Genomic DNA, 18,548 nt, shown 5'->3' on the forward strand with positions numbered 1-18,548 from the left:
GTCAAGTGATTTGCCTTTTATTTTACTTTAATCGTTTCTAAACCTACTTGTTGCATGTCTTCCCAAAAATTAAGGTACGATTTACTTACCACTTGGGCATCGGCAATAATAATGGTCGTTTTTAATGCTAAAGGCGCAAAAGACATTGCCATTCGGTGGTCGTTATAGGTCGCAATTGTAATATTTCTATTAATACTATTTGCTACCTTTAAATGTAAACTTTGGCTGGTAATACTAATATTTGCACCAAGTTTTGTCAGCTCTTTTTTTAATGCTTCTAACCGATCGGTTTCTTTAATTTTTAAAGTGTGAAGCCCTGTTAAATCACACGCAATTCCTAATCCAAAGCAAGTAACAGCAATGGTTTGAGCAATATCGGGCGCATTTTTTAAATCTTCGGATAAAATAGCCGTACTATGCTTTTCTTGCTTGGTTAAAACAATCGTATTATCTTTAAAAACAGTCGAAACACCAAAATTCTTGTAAATAGTCGCCAAGCAACTATCTCCCTGTAAACTATCTTTTTGATAAGCCGTTAAAGTTACCGTAGCTCCTATTTTACTCAGGGCAATTAATGAATAAAAATAAGAAGCAGAACTCCAGTCAGACTCTACAATAATATTTTTAGAAGCAACCTCTTTTAAGGCTTCAATTTTTATACTATCTTTTATAAAAGTAGCAGAAACGCCTGCTTTATGCAATAAAGATAGCGTCATTTCAATATATGAAACCGAAGTAACAATACCATTTAATTGAATTGTTAACCCATTTTTTAAACTAGGTGCAATTAACATTAATGCCGAAATATACTGACTGCTTACATTTCCATCAATAGCAACTGTATTTTTTACGATATTTTTACCCGTAATTTTTATGGGTGGATACCCTTGTTTTTCTAAATATTCAATACTAACATCTAAATCACGAAGCGCATTTACTAAAATTTCAATAGGACGATTGTGCATACGTTCAGACCCTTGTAAAATTTTTGTAACACCTTCTTGGGTAGCAAAAAAAGCCGTTAAAAAACGCATTGCCGTACCTGCATGACCAATATCTGCTATTTCATTTTTTTTATTTTCTTCCGATAAAGCTTCCTGTAAATGATGCGTATCATCAGAATCTGATAAATTTTGAATAGTTATGCTTGGAAATAATTGTTGTAAAATTAACAATCGATTCGATTCACTTTTTGATCCAGAAATAACAACCTCCGAACTAATTGTTTGATCTCTACGACTCGCTAGTTGTAAGTTCATTCTTTATATTCTTTTTTTTTAAAAATACTATTTATTTTGTTTTTTTATTCACTACATAAATAGCATATAAAACACTAACAGTCACTTTGGTTAACCAAAAACGCTGCCATTTTCCTTCTGAAAAATTAATCGTATTAACAGCTTCAAAATCAGCAGAAAATAACGCACTTCCACTATTTACCAATAACGAAAAGATGGTTACAAAAATTAAATATGGCACACTAACTTTTAGCACGTTAATCCAAAAACTCCCTTGCTGTATATTTTTACTAAAACTCATTTATATTACCTTATTTTAATTTTTCGTTATTGTGATGACGGTCATGATCTCGCTTTGTTTTGATGTCTAATTTTTTATCAAAAGCATCCTGTAAATTAATCCCTGTTTGATTTGCCAAACACAATACCACAAACATTACATCGGCTAATTCTTCGCCTAAATCTTTATTTTTATCACTTTCTTTTTCGCTTTGTTCACCATAACGACGGGCAATAATTCGAGCCACCTCTCCTACTTCTTCGGTTAATTGCGCCATGTTTGTTAGCTCGTTAAAATAACGAACTCCATGATTTTTAATCCAATTATCTACTTCCTTTTGGGCGTTTTGTATATCCATTTTTACATTAATCTTTTAAAACTTCAAATATAAATATTTCTTTTCGGCTAAGTAATTTGCAAAGGCAGGTTTTTGCTATTCATATCAACTTTAAACAACTTTTAAACACCTTAAAATTATTTTTTTGTTGAAGCTATTTCCCGCTTTGCGCACTCGCTTTTTTTATTTTTTTAAAAAGAAAAAACAAAAAAGAGCTCAAACAATTGCTACAATCGGGGCTAGAATTACTTGCGCCATTTTAACTAGTGTACCATTGCTACTTTGTTCTTACTTACATATTCAACTAAAAAAAGCCCTATTTAAACATTATGCTTTTTCTTTTTTCACCATACGCATCAACAGTAAAAAAATAACCAATCCAACAACTGCGGTAATCGTTGTAATACTCCAAGTGGTATCAAAACCATAGGCATCAATTAATCGCATTCCTGAATTGTGTCCAAAAATATGTGCCAACGAAAATGCGATGCTATAATATGCCATATATTCTCCTTGATTTCCTTTTTTAGCCCTATTAATTACAAAAGCGTTCGAAAACGGAAGCGCAATCATTTCGCCAAAAGTCATAAAAAACATTCCTAGAATTAAAATACCTGACCAACTTGTTAAATTTAGTACAAAAAAACTTAATCCCATTAAAAATAAGCCTATAAATATTAAAAATTCTTTCGAATACTTACTTTCTTCTAGCCATTTAATTAGTGGCATTTCTAAAGCAAAAATAATAAAGCCATTCATTGCCATTAACAAACCAATTTGTAATTCCGACAAATGATGCGCCTGTTTATAATACAACGGAATTGTTGAAAACAACTGCAAAAATACCAATGCAAAAATAAACATCCCTACAAAAAACAGCCAAAAAGCAGTATCTTTAAAAATAGATATTGGATTTGCGACTTTTAGTTCATCTAAAGTTCTTGCTTTCTTCGGATTTAAAACATTCATCAATAAAAAAGTGGCAGAAATACAGGTAATTCCATCTACCCAAAACAAACCGCTGTAACTTAACGAAGTAATAATTAACCCGCCTAAAGCAGGCCCTGCGGAAAATCCTAAATTAATTGCCAAACGAATTAAAGTTACCGAACGGGTTTTGTTTTCGGGTTTGCTATAGGTACTTAACGCCACAAACATAGCGGGTCTAAAAGTATCAGCAACCAACATTACTAAAAAAATACCGATGCAAAACCCCACAAAAGACGTTACAAATTGCAAGGCTATAAATAACAAACCTGTTAAAAACAAACTTGCTTTGATCACTTTATAAAAGCCTATTTTATCGGTTAATTTTCCGCCAATCCAAGATCCAAGCACAGAACCTAGCCCAAAACAGGTCATAATCCAGCCGACATCTTTCAAAGTAAAATTTAAACTTTTAATTAAATACAACGATAAAAACGGAATTACCATCGTACCCGCCCTATTAATTAAGGTAATTAAAGCCAACCACCAAACCTCTCTCGAGAGTCCTTTAAAAGTATTCAGATACTTAAAATATAATTTTTTCATAAATGCTAATTTTGTTTTTTTGAATTTGATATAAAAACAAAAAATCCGACGGTAAGGTCGGACTTTTTATTATTGATCTATTTTATACTTAAATAATCACACAACACAAAAAGTCCTAAACACACCAATAGTATCAGCATATTCATAGGCTTTATAAGTTGTATAAATTTTCATATTTGTAGGAATTCTATTCTTAATTAAGACTGTAAATCTATAAAAAAAAGAATACTTTTTCTAATAACACTTGTTTAATTATTGTTAAAAAAATTAATGTTTAATTTTATACAAAATAGGCTTGCTTGGCGTAGCATCGTTTTCAAAAGGCGCAATCATTAAATTTAAAAAGTAAGCGCCATCTTTTATGGAATCTTCTACATAAATAAACTCTGTAATTGTGGCATCAAAACGAATTTCACTTGCTGTATTCCAAAAAGCATTATGCGACACTAATTTCCCGTCGTCCTTTTCTTTATCCACCGAAGGCAAATCAATTAATAAATGCTTAATCCCTATTTCTTTTAAATAAGTAGCACCTTCTTCTAATAAATACGGCGGATTTGTATTAGAATATCGGCGGTGTTTTTTATCAGCTACATTTGGCAGCGTTCTAATAACAACCGCTTCGTTATTTTTCGCTTTTAAAGCCGTTTTTAACTGCTTTTTTGTAATAGCAAAATCACCATTTTCTAATTTCTTTGGATTTATAGTAATTACCTCAGCCAAAAAGAAAAAGTTGTTTAAATGTTTGTTTACAGAATGTACTTTTTTAGTAATATGCCCTACACATTCGGTATGTGTAATGTGTGAATGCGGGTTAAAAGAGATATTATTAAAATTCACCACCGCCCCTTTTGCCACACTTCCAACCCAATTTTCAGCCACTACAGGCGTAATTATAGGGTCGTTAATATACCAAGCATTTACACTTTCTTTTGATGTATCAATTGCTATTGAAATATCTAAAGGATTTGCTAAATCTATTTGATATTTCGCTGAATTATGTTGTATTTCTGCAATCATATTTTTTATTTAATTCGAAACAATTCCGAAGCCAAACCATCGGCTAAAAACTTTCCTTTTGGAGTTGTTTTAAGCGTATTATTTTCAATAATTAATAATCCTTCTGCTATAAATTTTTCTGATGATTTTAATAAATCATCTTTAAAACATGCTTTAAAATTTGCTTGAATTTCAGCCAATGAAACGCCCCAAATAGTTCGTAAACCCGTCATTAAATATTCATTAAACTGATCTTCTTCCGATAATTCTTCTTGCTCATTCGGAAGCTTTCCTTCTTGTAATTCCTTTATATATTTTGCATTATTGGCGATATTCCAACTGCGATGCGTTTTACTAAACGAATGTGCCGACGGGCCAATTCCGATATATTTTTTCCCCAACCAATACGAGGTATTATGTTTTGAAAAGTAAGCAGGTTTTCCAAAATTTGATATTTCGTAATGTACAAATCCGTTTTTAGCGGTTTCTGCGACTAAAATATCAAAATGTTCTTTGGCTTCTGTTTCGTCAGGTTCAGGATATTTTCCGTTTTTAACAAAACTATCTAACACTGTTTTTGGCTCAACAGTTAAGGCGTAACTCGAAATATGATTAACACCAAAATCGAAAGAAATTTGCAAATTTTCTTTCCATCGCTCGTTACTCATATCAGGAACGCCATAAATTAAATCAACGGTAATATTATCAAAATAACGAGTTGCTATCGACAAACATTCTTTTGCTTCTTTTGAATTATGCGCCCGATTCATACTTTTTAAATCTTCTTCAAAAAAAGATTGCACACCAATACTTAATCGGTTAATTGGCGAATTTGCGAGTTCTAAAATTTTTTCTTCGGATAAATCATCAGGATTTGCCTCTAGCGTAATTTCAGGATTTTCGATAACTTTATAATGCTTATAAATCGCATTTAGTAAGCTTGTTATTTCTTCGGATGATAATAACGAAGGAGTTCCTCCGCCAAAATAAATAGTTTCAATTAGTTCGTTTTGTAATTCATTTTTTCGGATTTCTAATTCTGTTATTAAACACGAAATTAGCTCGTCTTTCTTTTTTAAAGAAGTCGAAAAATGAAAATCGCAATAAAAACATGATTGTTTACAAAAAGGTATATGTATGTAGATTCCTGCCAAATTAGTTTATTAAATTTTTGTCTTTTTTATACCAATAAATAAATTGTTCTACGTTTTCTAAATCAGAAGATTTATCTTTACTTGATAAAACATAAGTTGAACCTATTTTTTTTATTAAATCAGGATTAAATTCTTCTATTTTTTGATAGATAACCTCTTTTATAATTAAAGACTCAATCTGCTTATAACTCACGATATTAAACACCTCTATTCCCTTATTATTATACTTAAAAATACTTATCATATTTTTAATATCTTCAATGTTTTTTAAATTATTAAAAATATCTTTTTTATAAACTTCTTCATCATGCTCTTTAAAAATAAACATTACTGTTATTTTATTATAATTACTTAAATATGAATAATCTATTAATGATACTTGCTGAATATTTAACTCATTTTTTATTCTTTTAAGAATATCTTTTTCTATTCTATTTTTTAAGTTTGATTTCTTAGTTAACATCAATTTAAAAAGTTCATCTATATTTAATATATCTATAGGTAAATTAATATCTAAACTAGCTTTATCAATAGCTTCTGATATTAATCCAATCAATCTTAAACGATACGTTTCTTCAAAAACATCTTTATCCTTTTCAGGTATCATTTCTAAATTTAAGAAAAAAAAGTTATAGAAAAATTCTTGATTTGACTTTTCTTCTTTTATCAAACTTTCTAAAAGATCATAAAAAAGATAAATTTTCAAATTAACATCTCCTTTAACCTCTAAAAGATTTTGTTTTAACAAAATCTCATTTTCATCTTTTATATTTTGAATTATTAACTTCTTTTTTATTTCAGAAATTTTTCTGACTGTATGATAAGAAAAATATTTATCAAAATGATTAATTGAGTTTATTCTTAAAGTTTTATTTATTTTTGTTATGTATTGTTCTTTTTTATCTAAGTAACGGTTATTATTATCTTTTTCAGGAAAAAGCATAAAAATAATTGTAGAAGAGCTTCCTTTAGGTAATTCTACGTTAGTACTTAATGTACTTGAGTCTCTAAAAAAATCAAATATTGTATAATTTTTCATTAAATCCCAATTACGGAAACTTTTATTTTTTATTACACAATAACTCTCATTATCCGTAACCTTCAAATATTCAATCCAAAATAAATCTTTTAAATTAACTTCTTCGCCAATAGCAAAAGCTCCTACAAAAAAACTATTAAGAACTCGTATTATTTCTCTAGCATTTTTGAAATAATGGAATTTAAATTCATTTCTTATTTCATTTATTTCTTCTTTTCTATTCGAAAAACCCAAATTATCAATTACTTCTTTAAGTTTTAAATCAAAAAATTGTTTAAAATCTGCTGATTCAATTTTTGGTAAATGAATTGGAATATTAATAATTTTTTCTAAAAATAATTTTCCATCATCACTTGTTTCTCCATAACGTTGCCCTATTGCTTTGGCTACATGATTTTCATCTAAAGCAACGATATATACAAAATTATCAAAATTCGCATTTAATTTTATCAGCTTTAAAATAGTATATATTTCATCTTTATCAAGGCGGTCAATATCATCAATAAATACAACTATTTTATAGCTTAACCCTTTTAATTTATCATTAATAGATTTTATTATTTTATCTAAAGTTACTTTATCTTTCTTAGAAATTTCAGCAAAAAAATTAAGTATTTTTAAAAAGAATCCAACTTTTCCCTTTAATTTTATTTTTTCGATGTAATTATAATATTCTGTTATTTTTTTTGATATTTTTTGAAGTTCAGTTTCTTGTTCTACAAACATAATTTTAGAAAGTCCATCAAAAAAATCAAATAACATTTCTTCTTCGGTGCTATATCTCCAAGGATTAAAATGATATTTTAAAATACCTTTCTGCCCTTTTTCTTTATCTTTCCAAATATCAATTTCATCGTTAATTAAATTTAGAAATGATGTTTTTCCTTCTCCCCATTTTCCATAAATCCCGATAGTTAAAGGTTCAGAATTATTGGAATTATTTTGAATTATCTTTTGAACCTTTTTAGCATAATGTTTAAAATTAAAAAGGTCTATTCCATTATTTTTTGAAATCGGGGAATTACTAATCATAATTTAATTACTTTTTAACACGTTTTTCATTCTGACTCACAAACGATGCCCAGCCTGTATAATTTTTACCGCCTACCACTCTTCCTGAATTATAATGATGACAAACTGCGGCAGCTAAACCATCGGTTGCATCTAAATTTTTGGGTAACGTTTTTAAATTTAATAAAGATTTTAACATTAAAGCAACCTGCTCTTTACTTGCTTTTCCACTTCCTGTAACTGCCATTTTTATTTTCAAAGGCGCATATTCTGTTACGGGAATATCTCGTGATAATGCTGCCGCCATTGCCACACCTTGCGCACGTCCTAATTTTAACATCGATTGTACATTTTTACCAAAAAAAGGTGCTTCCAAAGCAATTTCATCAGGATGATACGTGTCTATTAATTCGAGGGTTCGCTCAAAAATTAATTTTAATTTGATATAATGATTATCGTATTTTTTTAAAATCAATTCATTCATTTGAACAAATTCCATCTTTTTTCCTACCACTTTTATAATTCCAAAACCCATGATACTCGTTCCGGGATCAACTCCTAATATTATTTTTTCTGTCTTCAAATTTTATAGCGATTTCTGTAAATACAAAACTAATCAATTATTACTAGGGTACAGACGCGATTTATCGCGTCTCTACAGATACCAATACGGGAGATTTACCCAACTTCCAACGACGTAAATTGAAAGGTATTTCCATCAAAAAGTCCTTTGTCTGATAATTTTAACGACGGAATAACCAACAATGCCATAAACGATAAACTCATATAAGGCGCTCTTAGTTTACTTCCCATTTGTTTTGCCATCGCATCTAATTCGGCATACGATTTTCCAATTTCTACGGCTGATTTATCTGACATAATTCCTGCCACAGGTAAGGAAACTATTTTTTCTTCGGATGCTGTTACCGCACAAATTCCGCCTTTATTTTCGATTAATAAATTTACTGCGTTGCAAATAGCTTGATCAGAAACTCCAACAGCAATAATATTATGCGAATCGTGCCCTACCGAACTTGCAATTGCGCCTTCTTTTAATCCGAAGTTTTTAATAAAAGCAATTGATGGCGTTGCATTTTTATAACGATTTACAACCGTCATTTTTAACACATCATTTTGAGTATTCGAAACTAAATTCCCATTTTTAATTAACGAATTTGCTTCAATTTGATTGGTTACCAATTCGCCATCTAAAGCTTCAATAACTCTAATTTTTTCTGCGGATGATTTAAACTTAAAATCAGCAATATTTTTTTTATCAGTATTAAAATTATTCAACACATCAAAAGCTACTGACTCAACAAACGATTTTCCGTTTTCAGCAACTAATTCACCATTTATATAGGTTTGTAAAACTTTAAATTGCTCTAAATTTTCAACAACAATAAAATCGGCAGCATCGCCTTTTTGTAATAAACCAACATCTAAATTATAATGCTTGACAGGATTTACACAAGCTGCTTTTAATACTTTAAAAACATCGATTCCTTTTGAAACGGCACGCTCACATAATTCATTTATATGTCCTACTAATAAATCATCAGGGTGTTTATCATCAGAACAAAACATCATATTTTCAAAATGATTTGGTAATAAATCAATTAAAGCCTCAAAATTTTTAGCAGCACTTCCTTCACGGATAATTACTTTCATTCCTTTTTGAAGTTTTTCTAAAGCTTCATCATAAGAAAAACATTCGTGGTCGGTTGAAATTCCTGCTGAAATATATTTTGAAATATCATCACCTCGCAAACCAGGCGCATGACCATCAACAGGTTTATTATTATCTTTAGCATGCTGAATTTTTTTCAAAACCTCAGCATCATCAAATAAAACGCCTGGATAATTCATCATTTCAGCCAAATATTTGATGTCGGGGTTTTGCATCATCAATTTAATATCTTCCGAATCGATAATTGCTCCTGCACTTTCAAAAGATGTTGCAGGTACACAACTTGGCGCTCCGAAATTAAATTTAAACGGTACTTTTTTTCCGTTTTCAATCATAAAATCAACACCTTTTACACCCAATACATTGGCGATTTCATGCGGATCTGAAACTGTTGCAACCGTTCCATGTATCACTGCAATTTTAGCAAATTCTGAAGGCACTAACATCGAGCTTTCAATATGAATATGAGCATCTACAAAACCAGGAATAATATAATTTTCTACCGTATTATTTACCTCTCGAATACTTTTAATTTTACCATTTACAATGGCAACTTCTCCTTTATAGATTCGTTTATTTTCTATATCAACAATATTTCCTTGTACCTTCATGTGTATGCTCGTTGTTTTAAGGCTACAAAAGTAGGCAGTTTTACACAAAAAAAAAGCATCCTTTCAGATGCTTTTTTCAATATTATTCAATATTCCTAAATATTATTTTAGAAATATTTTAGTGTTTTTTAACCTAAAAAGGATTAAACTGTTGGTCCTCCTGCTAAAATTTCAGCATTGGCATTTTCTTCAAACTGTTTAAAGTTTTTACGGAAAGAAGCCGCTAATTTATTAGCTGTTTTATAATATTCTTCATCATTATTCCACGCTTGACGTTGGCTTAATAATTCAGAAGGAACTCCTGGACATTTTCTTGGCTGTGCCAATCCAAATACAGAATGTGTATGGTAGTTTTCTTCATTTACCTCACCTAATTCACCGTTTAAAGCTGCGTTAATCATCGCACGAGTGTATTTAAGCTTCATTCTATGACCAACTCCGTAAGGACCTGCTGTCCAACCGGTGTTTATCAACCAAACATTTACCCCTGTTTCTTTCATTTTTTCGCTTAACATTTCTGCGTAACGAGTTGGGTGTAATGGCATAAATGGTGCTCCAAAACATGCCGAAAAACTTGGTAATGGCTCGGTAACTCCTGCTTCAGTTCCTGCAACTTTTGCAGTATACCCTGAAATAAAGTGGTATGCAGCCTGACCTGGCGTTAATTTAGATATTGGAGGCAATACTCCAAAAGCATCTGCCGTTAAGAAAAATACATTCTTAGGATTTTTTCCTGCTGATGGTGTTTGAATATTTTCAATATGATGTATCGGGTAACTTACACGAGTATTTTGTGTAATAGAGGTATCATTAAAATCTACATCACCTTTAGCATCTGTAACAATGTTTTCAAGAATTGCGCCTCTTTTAATAGCTGCGTAAATTTCTGGTTCTTTATCTTTCGATAAGTCAATTACTTTTGCGTAACAACCTCCTTCAAAGTTAAAAACAGTGTTTTCAGCTGTCCAACCATGCTCGTCATCTCCAATTAAACTACGGTTAGGATCGGTAGATAATGTTGTTTTACCTGTTCCTGATAATCCGAAGAAAATAGCCGTATCACCTTCTTTACCTACGTTTGCAGAACAGTGCATTGGTAAGGTATTTTTAAATACAGGTAAAATAAAGTTTAAAGCAGAAAAAATTCCTTTTTTAATTTCACCAGTATAACCAGTTCCACCAATTAAAGCAATTTTTTTCTCGAAGTTTAAAATAGCAAAGTTGTGCTGACGAGTTCCGTCAACCGCAGGATCTGCCATAAAACCTGGTGCATTTACAACCGTCCATTCTGGAGAAAAACCTTTCAATTCTTCAACTGTTGGGCGTAAAAACATATTGTAAGCAAACATGTTGCTCCAAGGATATTCGTTTACAACTCTAATATTTAATTTGTAATCTTCATCTGCACATGCATAGCTATCACGTACAAAAACCTCTTTTTCTGAAAGGTAATCAGTTACTTTATCATATAATTTGTCAAATTTTTCTGAATCGAAAGGTAAGTTTATATCTCCCCACCAGATTTCATCTTTTGTAATATCGTCTTTAACGATAAAGCGATCCATTGGCGAACGCCCAGTAAACTCACCTGTTTTCACAGCTAATGCTCCTGAACTTGTATTTTCTCCTTGTCCTTTTTCAATAGTTATATCGTGTAACTCGTCTGAAGTTAATTGATAGCGAACCGTAGCATTCTTAATACCTAAGTTTTCTATCGATATCGTTTTTGTATCAAGATTTGTCATCTTAAAATATTTTAGTTGTGTTAAGTTCACACAAAAATAGGGATTTTTGACCTTAACAGGTTAATTATTGATTTTTTTTATAACTAATTCTTTTTATTTGATAACTTTTTAATAAACTCAAAAGCCATTACAGACCAACCCGTTATTAGTAAAACACCTCCTAAAGGCGTTACAAACCAAATGTTTTTTGCAAGCACTTCTGCTAACTCAATGGCATAAATTGACCCCGAAAAAAGTACAATTCCTGCTATAAAAAGAAAACTTATCCTGTTTTTTTGCTTCAAATTAAACTCATTAAACATATTCACAAAAAGTAAAACAAATACGTGTAAAAATTGATATCTGACCGCTGTTTCAAAACTTTGCAAGGCCTCTGGGCTCAATTTTGGTTTTAAAGCATGTGCGCCAAAGGCTCCTAAAATAACTCCGAGTGCTCCTAACACCGATGTGATTGTTAAATTTCTATACATTTTTACTGATTTTGTTTAATTTTAAACTTTATTTTGATTTTTTTTAACGATATTGTGCTTTAAATAGAAAACAAAAGTACACTATATATGAGAAAAATATTAATTATTGGCGCTGGTAGATCTTGTTCATCTCTTATAAAATATTTATTAGATAAATCAACAGTAGAAAATTTACACATAACAATTGGTGATGTTTCGCTTAAAAATGCGCAATCAATTATCAATAATCATAAAAATGCAACTGCTGTAGAATTAGACATTTTTAACCAAACGCAACGTGCTACTGCTATTCAAAATGCCGATATTGTTATTTCAATGTTGCCTGCTCGTTTTCATATTGAAGTTGCCAAAGATTGTGTTACCTACGCAAAACACATGGTAACGGCTTCTTATATTTCTGATGAAATGAAAGCTTTAGATGCTGATGTAAAAGCAAAAGGCTTGGTGTTTATGAATGAAATTGGTTTAGACCCAGGGATTGATCATATGAGCGCTATGCAAGTAATTGATAAAATCCATGAAAAAGATGCTAAAATGTTACTTTTCGAATCGTTTTGTGGTGGTTTAGTTGCCCCAGAGAGTGATACAAATTTATGGAACTATAAATTTACTTGGAACCCTAGAAACGTAGTGTTAGCGGGGCAAGGTGGTGCTGCAATGTTTATTCAAGAAAACACCTCTAAATATATTCCATATCATAAATTATTTAGAAGAACAGAGTTTTTAACTATTGATGGGCATGGTAAATTTGAAGCCTACGCAAACCGTGATTCTTTACAATATCGAAGCATTTATAATTTAGAAAATGTGCCAACAATGTACCGTGGAACGGTTAGAAAAGTTGGTTTTTCAAGAGCATGGAATGTATTTGTTCAATTAGGAATGACCGACGATTCTTATGCTATCGAAAATTCTGAAAACCTAACATACCGTGATTTCACCAATTTATTTTTACCCTATTCTCCTTCAGATTCTGTTGAATTAAAATTCCGTTCTTATTTAAAAATAGAACAAGATGATGTAATGTGGGATAAATTTTTAGAGTTAGATATTTTTAATCCGACGAAAAAAACAGGGTTAAAAAACGCCACACCTGCGCAAATATTACAAAGCATACTTTCTGAAAAATGGACGCTTGAATCCGATGATAAAGACATGATTGTTATGCAACATAAATTCGGATATGAGCTTGATAATCAAAAACATCAGATAGAAAGCAGTATGGTTATTAAAGGTGATGATCAAACGTATACTGCAATGGCAAAAACCGTAGGATTACCCGTAGCAATGGCTACTTTACATATTTTAAACGGTAATATTACAAGCCCTGGTGTACAATTACCAATCAAAAAAGAAGTCTACGAACCTATTTTAAAAGAACTAGAAGAGTACGGAATTATATTCGTAGAAAAAGACGTTCCTTATTTAGGCTATAATCCTGAAACTATAAAAGGATAAAATTTTAGCACTATTTAACTAAATTTTTATACAAAAGACATCCGTAAAATGGTGTCTTTTTTTTTGGCAGATAAAACACTTAAAAATTAATTAAATGACCTTATATTTACACTTTTTAATCCCCTAAATTAGTACGTAATGAAATTAAAATTAGCATTATCTTTTATCATTTTTTCAAGTTTTTACGCAACTTCTCAAAATTTTTTTATTGTCAAAAACAACAACCTTTACGGAGTTGTTAATAATAAAGGAATAGAAATTGCTGCCCCAAAATACAATAGTATCGAACCTTATAATGCTGTAAGAAAAGGATGGGCTAAGGTAAACCTTAAAAATAAAGTAGGGTTTATTGATAAACTTGGAAACGAAGTTGTAGAGGCTGTTTATGACTCTATTGGTAACTTTGGTATGTTTCAAAAAAAATGGGCTCTTATAAAAGAAAATAATCAATTAGGATTTATTGACAATAAGGGGCAGAAAGTAATAAATACCAAGTTTGACAAAATATATGATTTTGACTTATACAAAAAAGGTTGGGCTTTAGTAAAAATTAAAGATAAATTTGGTTTTATCAACAAAAAAGGAAACACTATTGTTAAAATAAAATACACCGAAATTGACGCATTTGACACCTATAAAAAAGGCTGGGCTAAAGTTTGTGTTAACAAAGTAAAATATGGTTTTATTGATACCTCAGGAAAGGAAATAATTCCTGCTGTTTATGACAATATTGATGCGTTTTTTAAAACAAAAGACAGCGAAGAAGTCGAAGAATAAAACACGATACTCTTTTATAAAAAAATCATGTTACCCTAAAAGTAACATGATTTTTTTTGTTTATGATTTTATCAAAATTAAACTTTTACACATTCAAAAAACCTTCAATTAAATTCGGTTTTTGCGTTGTTTTTGGTACTTTAAAGTCGAAATAATCATATAACGGAATTTCAAAACCTTTGTAATTTAAGTAATTATTTAACGCCGTATTTAATCCTTGACTATACAAATGATGCTCCGCCCCTGTTGGATCTTCATGATACAAATCATTTTCGGCAAATCCTTTAAATTCTGGTCCTGTAATTTTAATTTCAAAAGCATCAGGATTTTTTCCTACAGGGCTATGACTCGTACAAGCAAACATATGCCAAAAAGCAGATTGAATACAATTATGTTGAAATAACTGACGTACAACCTCTAGCGAATCGATAGTTTCTTGATCGGTTTCAGTAGGAAAACCAAACATTAAATAGGCATGCACCATAATATTTTCATCAGAAAAAGCTTTGGTAACTCGTGCCACTTGCCCAATATCTACGCCTTTTTTCATTCTAGCAAGTAATCTATCAGAAGCCACTTCTAAACCGCCTGTTACCGCAATACATCCTGATTTTGATAACAACGAACAAAGCTCAGGTGTAAAGGTTTTTTCAAAACGAATATTTGTCCACCAGGTAATAAATATTTTTCGTTCTAGTAATTTATTTGCTAGAGCTCTTAGCATTTTTGGCGGTGCTGCTTCATCTACAAAATGAAATCCTGTAACGCCTGTTTCTGATATTATTTTTTCAATTTTATTTACCAAATCATCGGCGGTGGTGTTTTCGTAATTACCGATATAATCTAACGTAACATCACAAAAAGAACACTGTTTCCAATAACATCCGTGGGAAATGGTGAGTTTATTCCACTTTCCATCCGACCACATTCTGTGCATCGGATTCATTACATCTAAAAACGATAAATATTTATTAGTCGGCAAGCCGATGTAACTCGGAGCGGGTAAATTTCGATGATGAAATATCGTATTCGGAATTTTATTGGCATAAATAACTTCATTATTTCTACAGATAAAAGTTCTTTCTAAAGCATCTTCATTTATTTTTCCATCTAAAAATTCGGTAATTCTTAACAATGGAGCTTCACCATCATCTAGGCTTATAAAATCGACAAAATTAAAAATTCTTGGGTCAGATAAACGCCTTAATTCTGTATTGCAATAACCGCCGCCCATGGCTATTTTTATCTTTGGATATTGTTGTTTTATAAATTGTGCACATCGCAAAGCGGAGAATAAATTCCCTGGAAATGGCACGGTAAAACAAACTAAATCATATGGTTTTTCGGCTATTTCTGATGTTATTTGCTCCTTTATTTTTTCATCTAAAAGATACAACATTTCATCTTCAATTAAAGTAGTTTCATATTGAAGAAATTCATCAATAGTATCAAAACTAGAAGCCGATCGCCCTAATTGCTCGGCATAACGTGTAAAAGAAAAAAACTCATCGACATTGGCATTTATAAAATCACCCAATTCTTCGATAAACAAGGTTGCAATATGTTTTGCTTTGTCTAAAATTCCTAATTTCCCAAATTCGGTGGTTAAATCTTTCGCTAATTTAATACGTCTATGTCCGTGAGGTAAAAAATCTTTATGTACTATTTGATACGCCGCCGTAACTTCTTGCGCTCTCAAATAATTCATCACAGAATCTACTTTATCAATATAATCTTCCTGCTGATTTCCTACCAACGGAAAATCGTTATTGCCAAGCATTTCCGCCTGTTTGAATATAGCGTCTATAAATTCTTTGGTAAATACAGCGGTAAAAAGCTCGATGCTTAAATCCATTTGCGTAGCGTTTACATCTTTAGAATTTAAAAATCCTTTGATGTACGCCGTTGCCGGATATGCCGTATTTAATTGTGTGAAAGGTGGTGTTATTAAAAGTGTATTAATTGCCATAAATATAAATGAACCGCAAAGATACTATCTGATTTAGGAATAGTGATTAAAAATTTTGGTTGGTTTTTTATGTTGGGGGTTTGGGGTTTAAATTTTATTTGAAATCTATTATATTTGATGTAAAACAGACGTGTTTTTTTATAATATTATCGAAACATAATACACAAACACACAACGTAGAGACGCAATGCATTGCGTCTCTACCACCAATAAATGATATAAAATGACAAAATTCAAAGGAAAATATCGCATAGAATCCAACAGATTAAAAGGTTGGGATTACGGTTCCAATGCTATTTATTTTGTTACGATTTGCTGTAAAAACAAGGAATGCTTTTTTGGTGATATTATCAATGAAAAAATGATCTTATCGGAAATAGGAAAAATTGTTGAAACACAATGGATAAAAACATTTGAAATGCGTCCTGATATGAATTTGCAAACAGGCGAATATATTGTTATGCCGAATCATTTTCATGCCATAATAACCATTGGTGAAAACATTTACAATACCACCAATAAACGCATTGCGAACCCCAGTAATAAATTCGGATCACAATCCAAAAATTTGGCATCCATAATACGTGGATTTAAAACAGGTGTAACGGTAAATGCACGAAAAACAACCGTTAATTTCTCATGGCAACCCAATTATTACGATCATATTATTCGTAACAATAAAGCATACCACAACATTTCAGATTACATTATAAATAACCCTTCAAAATGGAATGAAGACACTTTTCACCAAACAAAATAATAAAATTAAGCATTATTAAAATCCTTTATTCATGCTAAAATATCCTTATTTATTTCTCAGACAGCATACCTAAAAATTTTTGTGACAAATGTCACATAAATATCTAAAAATATGAATTAAATTTGTTTGAAAATTTACTTTCCGATGGAAGATATGCTATTTTACGACCGATTGCAATTTGCATTTACAATCACGTTTCATTATATATTCCCACAATTAACAATGGGATTATCCTTACTAATCGTGTATTTTAAGTGGAAATACTTAAAAAATAATATTGAAAAATATAATAATGCAGCAAAATTTTTAATGAAAATATTTGCTGTGAATTTTACCATGGGCGTGGTTACAGGAATTCCGATGGAATTTCAATTTGGTACTAACTGGGCAAAATTTTCAGAATTAACAGGCGGAATTATCGGGCAAACCTTAGCAATGGAAGGTATGTTTTCGTTCTTTTTAGAATCTTCCTTTTTAGTACTTTTTATTTTTGGTGAAAAATTAATGGGGCAAAAACTCCATCTTTTAACCGCTTTTTTAGTCTTTTTAGGTTCTTGGGCAAGTGGCTGGTTTATTTTAGCCACCAACGCTTGGATGCAACATCCCGTAGGACATGAAGTTTTAGCTAACGGAAAATTCGTCCTAGAAAATTTTGGCGATTTATTTACAAATCCGTGGTTATTGCCCGCTTTTTTACACAATCAAGTTGCTTCTGTTACCACCTCTTCTTTTGTGGTGGCGAGTATTGGTGCTTTTTATATTTTGAGAAATAAAAATGTAGAATACGGGAAATTATTTTTAAAAACAGGCGTTATTTTTGGATTTATTGCCAGTTTATTATTGGCATTCCCTACGGGAGATTTAAACGCTAAAAATGTAGCCAAATATCAGCCTGCATCTTTTGCGGCGATGGAAGGGATTTTTAAAACCGAAGAAGCGGGAGCCGAAATTGTGTTAATCGGGCAGCCAAATATGGTGGAAAAAAAACTCGATAATAAAATTGCAGTTCCTAATATTTTAAGCTTTTTAACCTATCAAGAATGGGACAAACAAGTGCCAGGAATGGATCAATTTAAAAAAGAAGAATTACCCGATAATGTTCCTGCGCTTTATTATTCGTATCATATTATGGTGGGTTTAGGAACGATTTTTATCGGAATTATGGGATTGGCAGTTTTCTTTTTATATCGAAAAAAATTATATACTTTTAAGCCATTATTATGGGTTTTAATGTTTTTAGCTCCCTTTCCTTATATCGCTAATATTACAGGCTGGTACACTGCCGAACTAGGAAGGCAACCGTATTTAGTCTATGGATTATTGAAAACAAGCGACGGAATATCGCCAACGGTTTCATCAGGAAATACCTTATTTACGCTTTTAGGATTTGTAGCCTTATATATGTTACTCGGTATCTTATTTTTACTATTAGTAGGAAAAACAATTCATCAAGGACCTAAACATCAAACACATTAAT

General features: G+C 31.1%; 16 protein-coding genes. 4 read left to right on the forward strand and 12 right to left on the reverse strand.

Annotation, left to right across the window (positions count from 1 at the left end; genetic code table 11):
• Positions 1–17: 17 nt before the first annotated feature.
• From DPIF8902391_RS06495 to DPIF8902391_RS06545, 11 genes are all read right to left on the reverse strand, one after another.
• Complete coding sequence (locus DPIF8902391_RS06495; protein ID WP_058885775.1) at positions 18–1,259, reverse strand: 3-phosphoshikimate 1-carboxyvinyltransferase; 1,242 nt, start codon at positions 1,257–1,259, stop codon at positions 18–20.
• Between the two features lie 31 nt (positions 1,260–1,290).
• On the reverse strand, positions 1,291–1,539 hold the full coding sequence (locus DPIF8902391_RS06500) for a hypothetical protein (RefSeq protein ID WP_058885776.1): 249 nt from the start codon (positions 1,537–1,539) through the stop codon (positions 1,291–1,293).
• Positions 1,540–1,549: 10 nt separating this feature from the next.
• Positions 1,550–1,876 carry a nucleotide pyrophosphohydrolase gene (locus tag DPIF8902391_RS06505; protein WP_058885777.1) on the reverse strand — a complete coding sequence of 109 codons (327 nt, stop codon included), beginning with the start codon at positions 1,874–1,876 and terminating at the stop codon, positions 1,550–1,552.
• A 306-nt stretch (positions 1,877–2,182) separates the two neighbouring features.
• Positions 2,183–3,388 (reverse strand): MDR family MFS transporter, encoded by a 1,206-nt coding sequence (locus DPIF8902391_RS06510; protein WP_058885778.1) that lies wholly within the window; start codon positions 3,386–3,388, stop codon positions 2,183–2,185.
• Positions 3,389–3,655: 267 nt separating this feature from the next.
• A complete protein-coding gene (locus DPIF8902391_RS06515; RefSeq protein WP_058885779.1) occupies positions 3,656–4,408 on the reverse strand; it encodes a cyclase family protein in 753 nt (250 codons plus the stop codon).
• Between the two features lie 5 nt (positions 4,409–4,413).
• Positions 4,414–5,541 carry a radical SAM family heme chaperone HemW gene (hemW, locus tag DPIF8902391_RS06520; RefSeq protein WP_172505360.1) on the reverse strand — a complete coding sequence of 376 codons (1,128 nt, stop codon included), beginning with the start codon at positions 5,539–5,541 and terminating at the stop codon, positions 4,414–4,416.
• A gap of 1 nt (position 5,542) precedes the next feature.
• Complete coding sequence (locus DPIF8902391_RS06525) at positions 5,543–7,612, reverse strand: KAP family P-loop NTPase fold protein (RefSeq protein ID WP_172505361.1); 2,070 nt, start codon at positions 7,610–7,612, stop codon at positions 5,543–5,545.
• A gap of 7 nt (positions 7,613–7,619) precedes the next feature.
• Positions 7,620–8,174 carry a crossover junction endodeoxyribonuclease RuvC gene (gene ruvC, locus DPIF8902391_RS06530; RefSeq protein ID WP_058885782.1) on the reverse strand — a complete coding sequence of 185 codons (555 nt, stop codon included), beginning with the start codon at positions 8,172–8,174 and terminating at the stop codon, positions 7,620–7,622.
• Positions 8,175–8,269: 95 nt separating this feature from the next.
• Positions 8,270–9,892 carry an adenine deaminase gene (gene ade, locus DPIF8902391_RS06535; RefSeq protein ID WP_172505362.1) on the reverse strand — a complete coding sequence of 541 codons (1,623 nt, stop codon included), beginning with the start codon at positions 9,890–9,892 and terminating at the stop codon, positions 8,270–8,272.
• Positions 9,893–10,035: 143 nt separating this feature from the next.
• Positions 10,036–11,637, reverse strand: a complete 1,602-nt coding sequence (gene pckA, locus DPIF8902391_RS06540; protein ID WP_058885784.1) for a phosphoenolpyruvate carboxykinase (ATP) — start codon at positions 11,635–11,637, stop codon at positions 10,036–10,038.
• A gap of 83 nt (positions 11,638–11,720) precedes the next feature.
• Complete coding sequence (locus tag DPIF8902391_RS06545; protein WP_172505363.1) at positions 11,721–12,107, reverse strand: DUF423 domain-containing protein; 387 nt, start codon at positions 12,105–12,107, stop codon at positions 11,721–11,723.
• Positions 12,108–12,194: 87 nt separating this feature from the next.
• Here DPIF8902391_RS06545 and DPIF8902391_RS06550 point away from each other — a divergent pair, with 87 nt between their 5' ends.
• Together DPIF8902391_RS06550 and DPIF8902391_RS06555 are read left to right on the forward strand one after the other, a co-directional pair.
• Positions 12,195–13,565, forward strand: coding sequence for a saccharopine dehydrogenase family protein (locus tag DPIF8902391_RS06550; RefSeq protein WP_172505364.1), 1,371 nt, complete (start codon positions 12,195–12,197; stop codon positions 13,563–13,565).
• Positions 13,566–13,703: 138 nt separating this feature from the next.
• Positions 13,704–14,342 carry a WG repeat-containing protein gene (locus tag DPIF8902391_RS06555; protein WP_172505365.1) on the forward strand — a complete coding sequence of 213 codons (639 nt, stop codon included), beginning with the start codon at positions 13,704–13,706 and terminating at the stop codon, positions 14,340–14,342.
• Positions 14,343–14,427: 85 nt separating this feature from the next.
• On the opposite strand, the gene DPIF8902391_RS06560 is transcribed toward DPIF8902391_RS06555, so the two are convergent.
• Complete coding sequence (locus DPIF8902391_RS06560; protein WP_172505366.1) at positions 14,428–16,311, reverse strand: B12-binding domain-containing radical SAM protein; 1,884 nt, start codon at positions 16,309–16,311, stop codon at positions 14,428–14,430.
• 223 nt (positions 16,312–16,534) lie between these two features.
• Here DPIF8902391_RS06560 and DPIF8902391_RS06565 point away from each other — a divergent pair, with 223 nt between their 5' ends.
• Both DPIF8902391_RS06565 and DPIF8902391_RS06570 read left to right on the forward strand, forming a co-directional pair.
• Complete coding sequence (locus DPIF8902391_RS06565; protein WP_172505367.1) at positions 16,535–17,071, forward strand: transposase; 537 nt, start codon at positions 16,535–16,537, stop codon at positions 17,069–17,071.
• 144 nt (positions 17,072–17,215) lie between these two features.
• Positions 17,216–18,547 (forward strand): cytochrome ubiquinol oxidase subunit I, encoded by a 1,332-nt coding sequence (locus tag DPIF8902391_RS06570; protein ID WP_172505413.1) that lies wholly within the window; start codon positions 17,216–17,218, stop codon positions 18,545–18,547.
• Position 18,548 lies beyond the last annotated feature (1 nt).

The sequence above is a fragment of the Tenacibaculum finnmarkense genomovar ulcerans genome (genome assembly GCF_900239495.1).
Taxonomy (GTDB): domain Bacteria; phylum Bacteroidota; class Bacteroidia; order Flavobacteriales; family Flavobacteriaceae; genus Polaribacter; species Polaribacter ulcerans.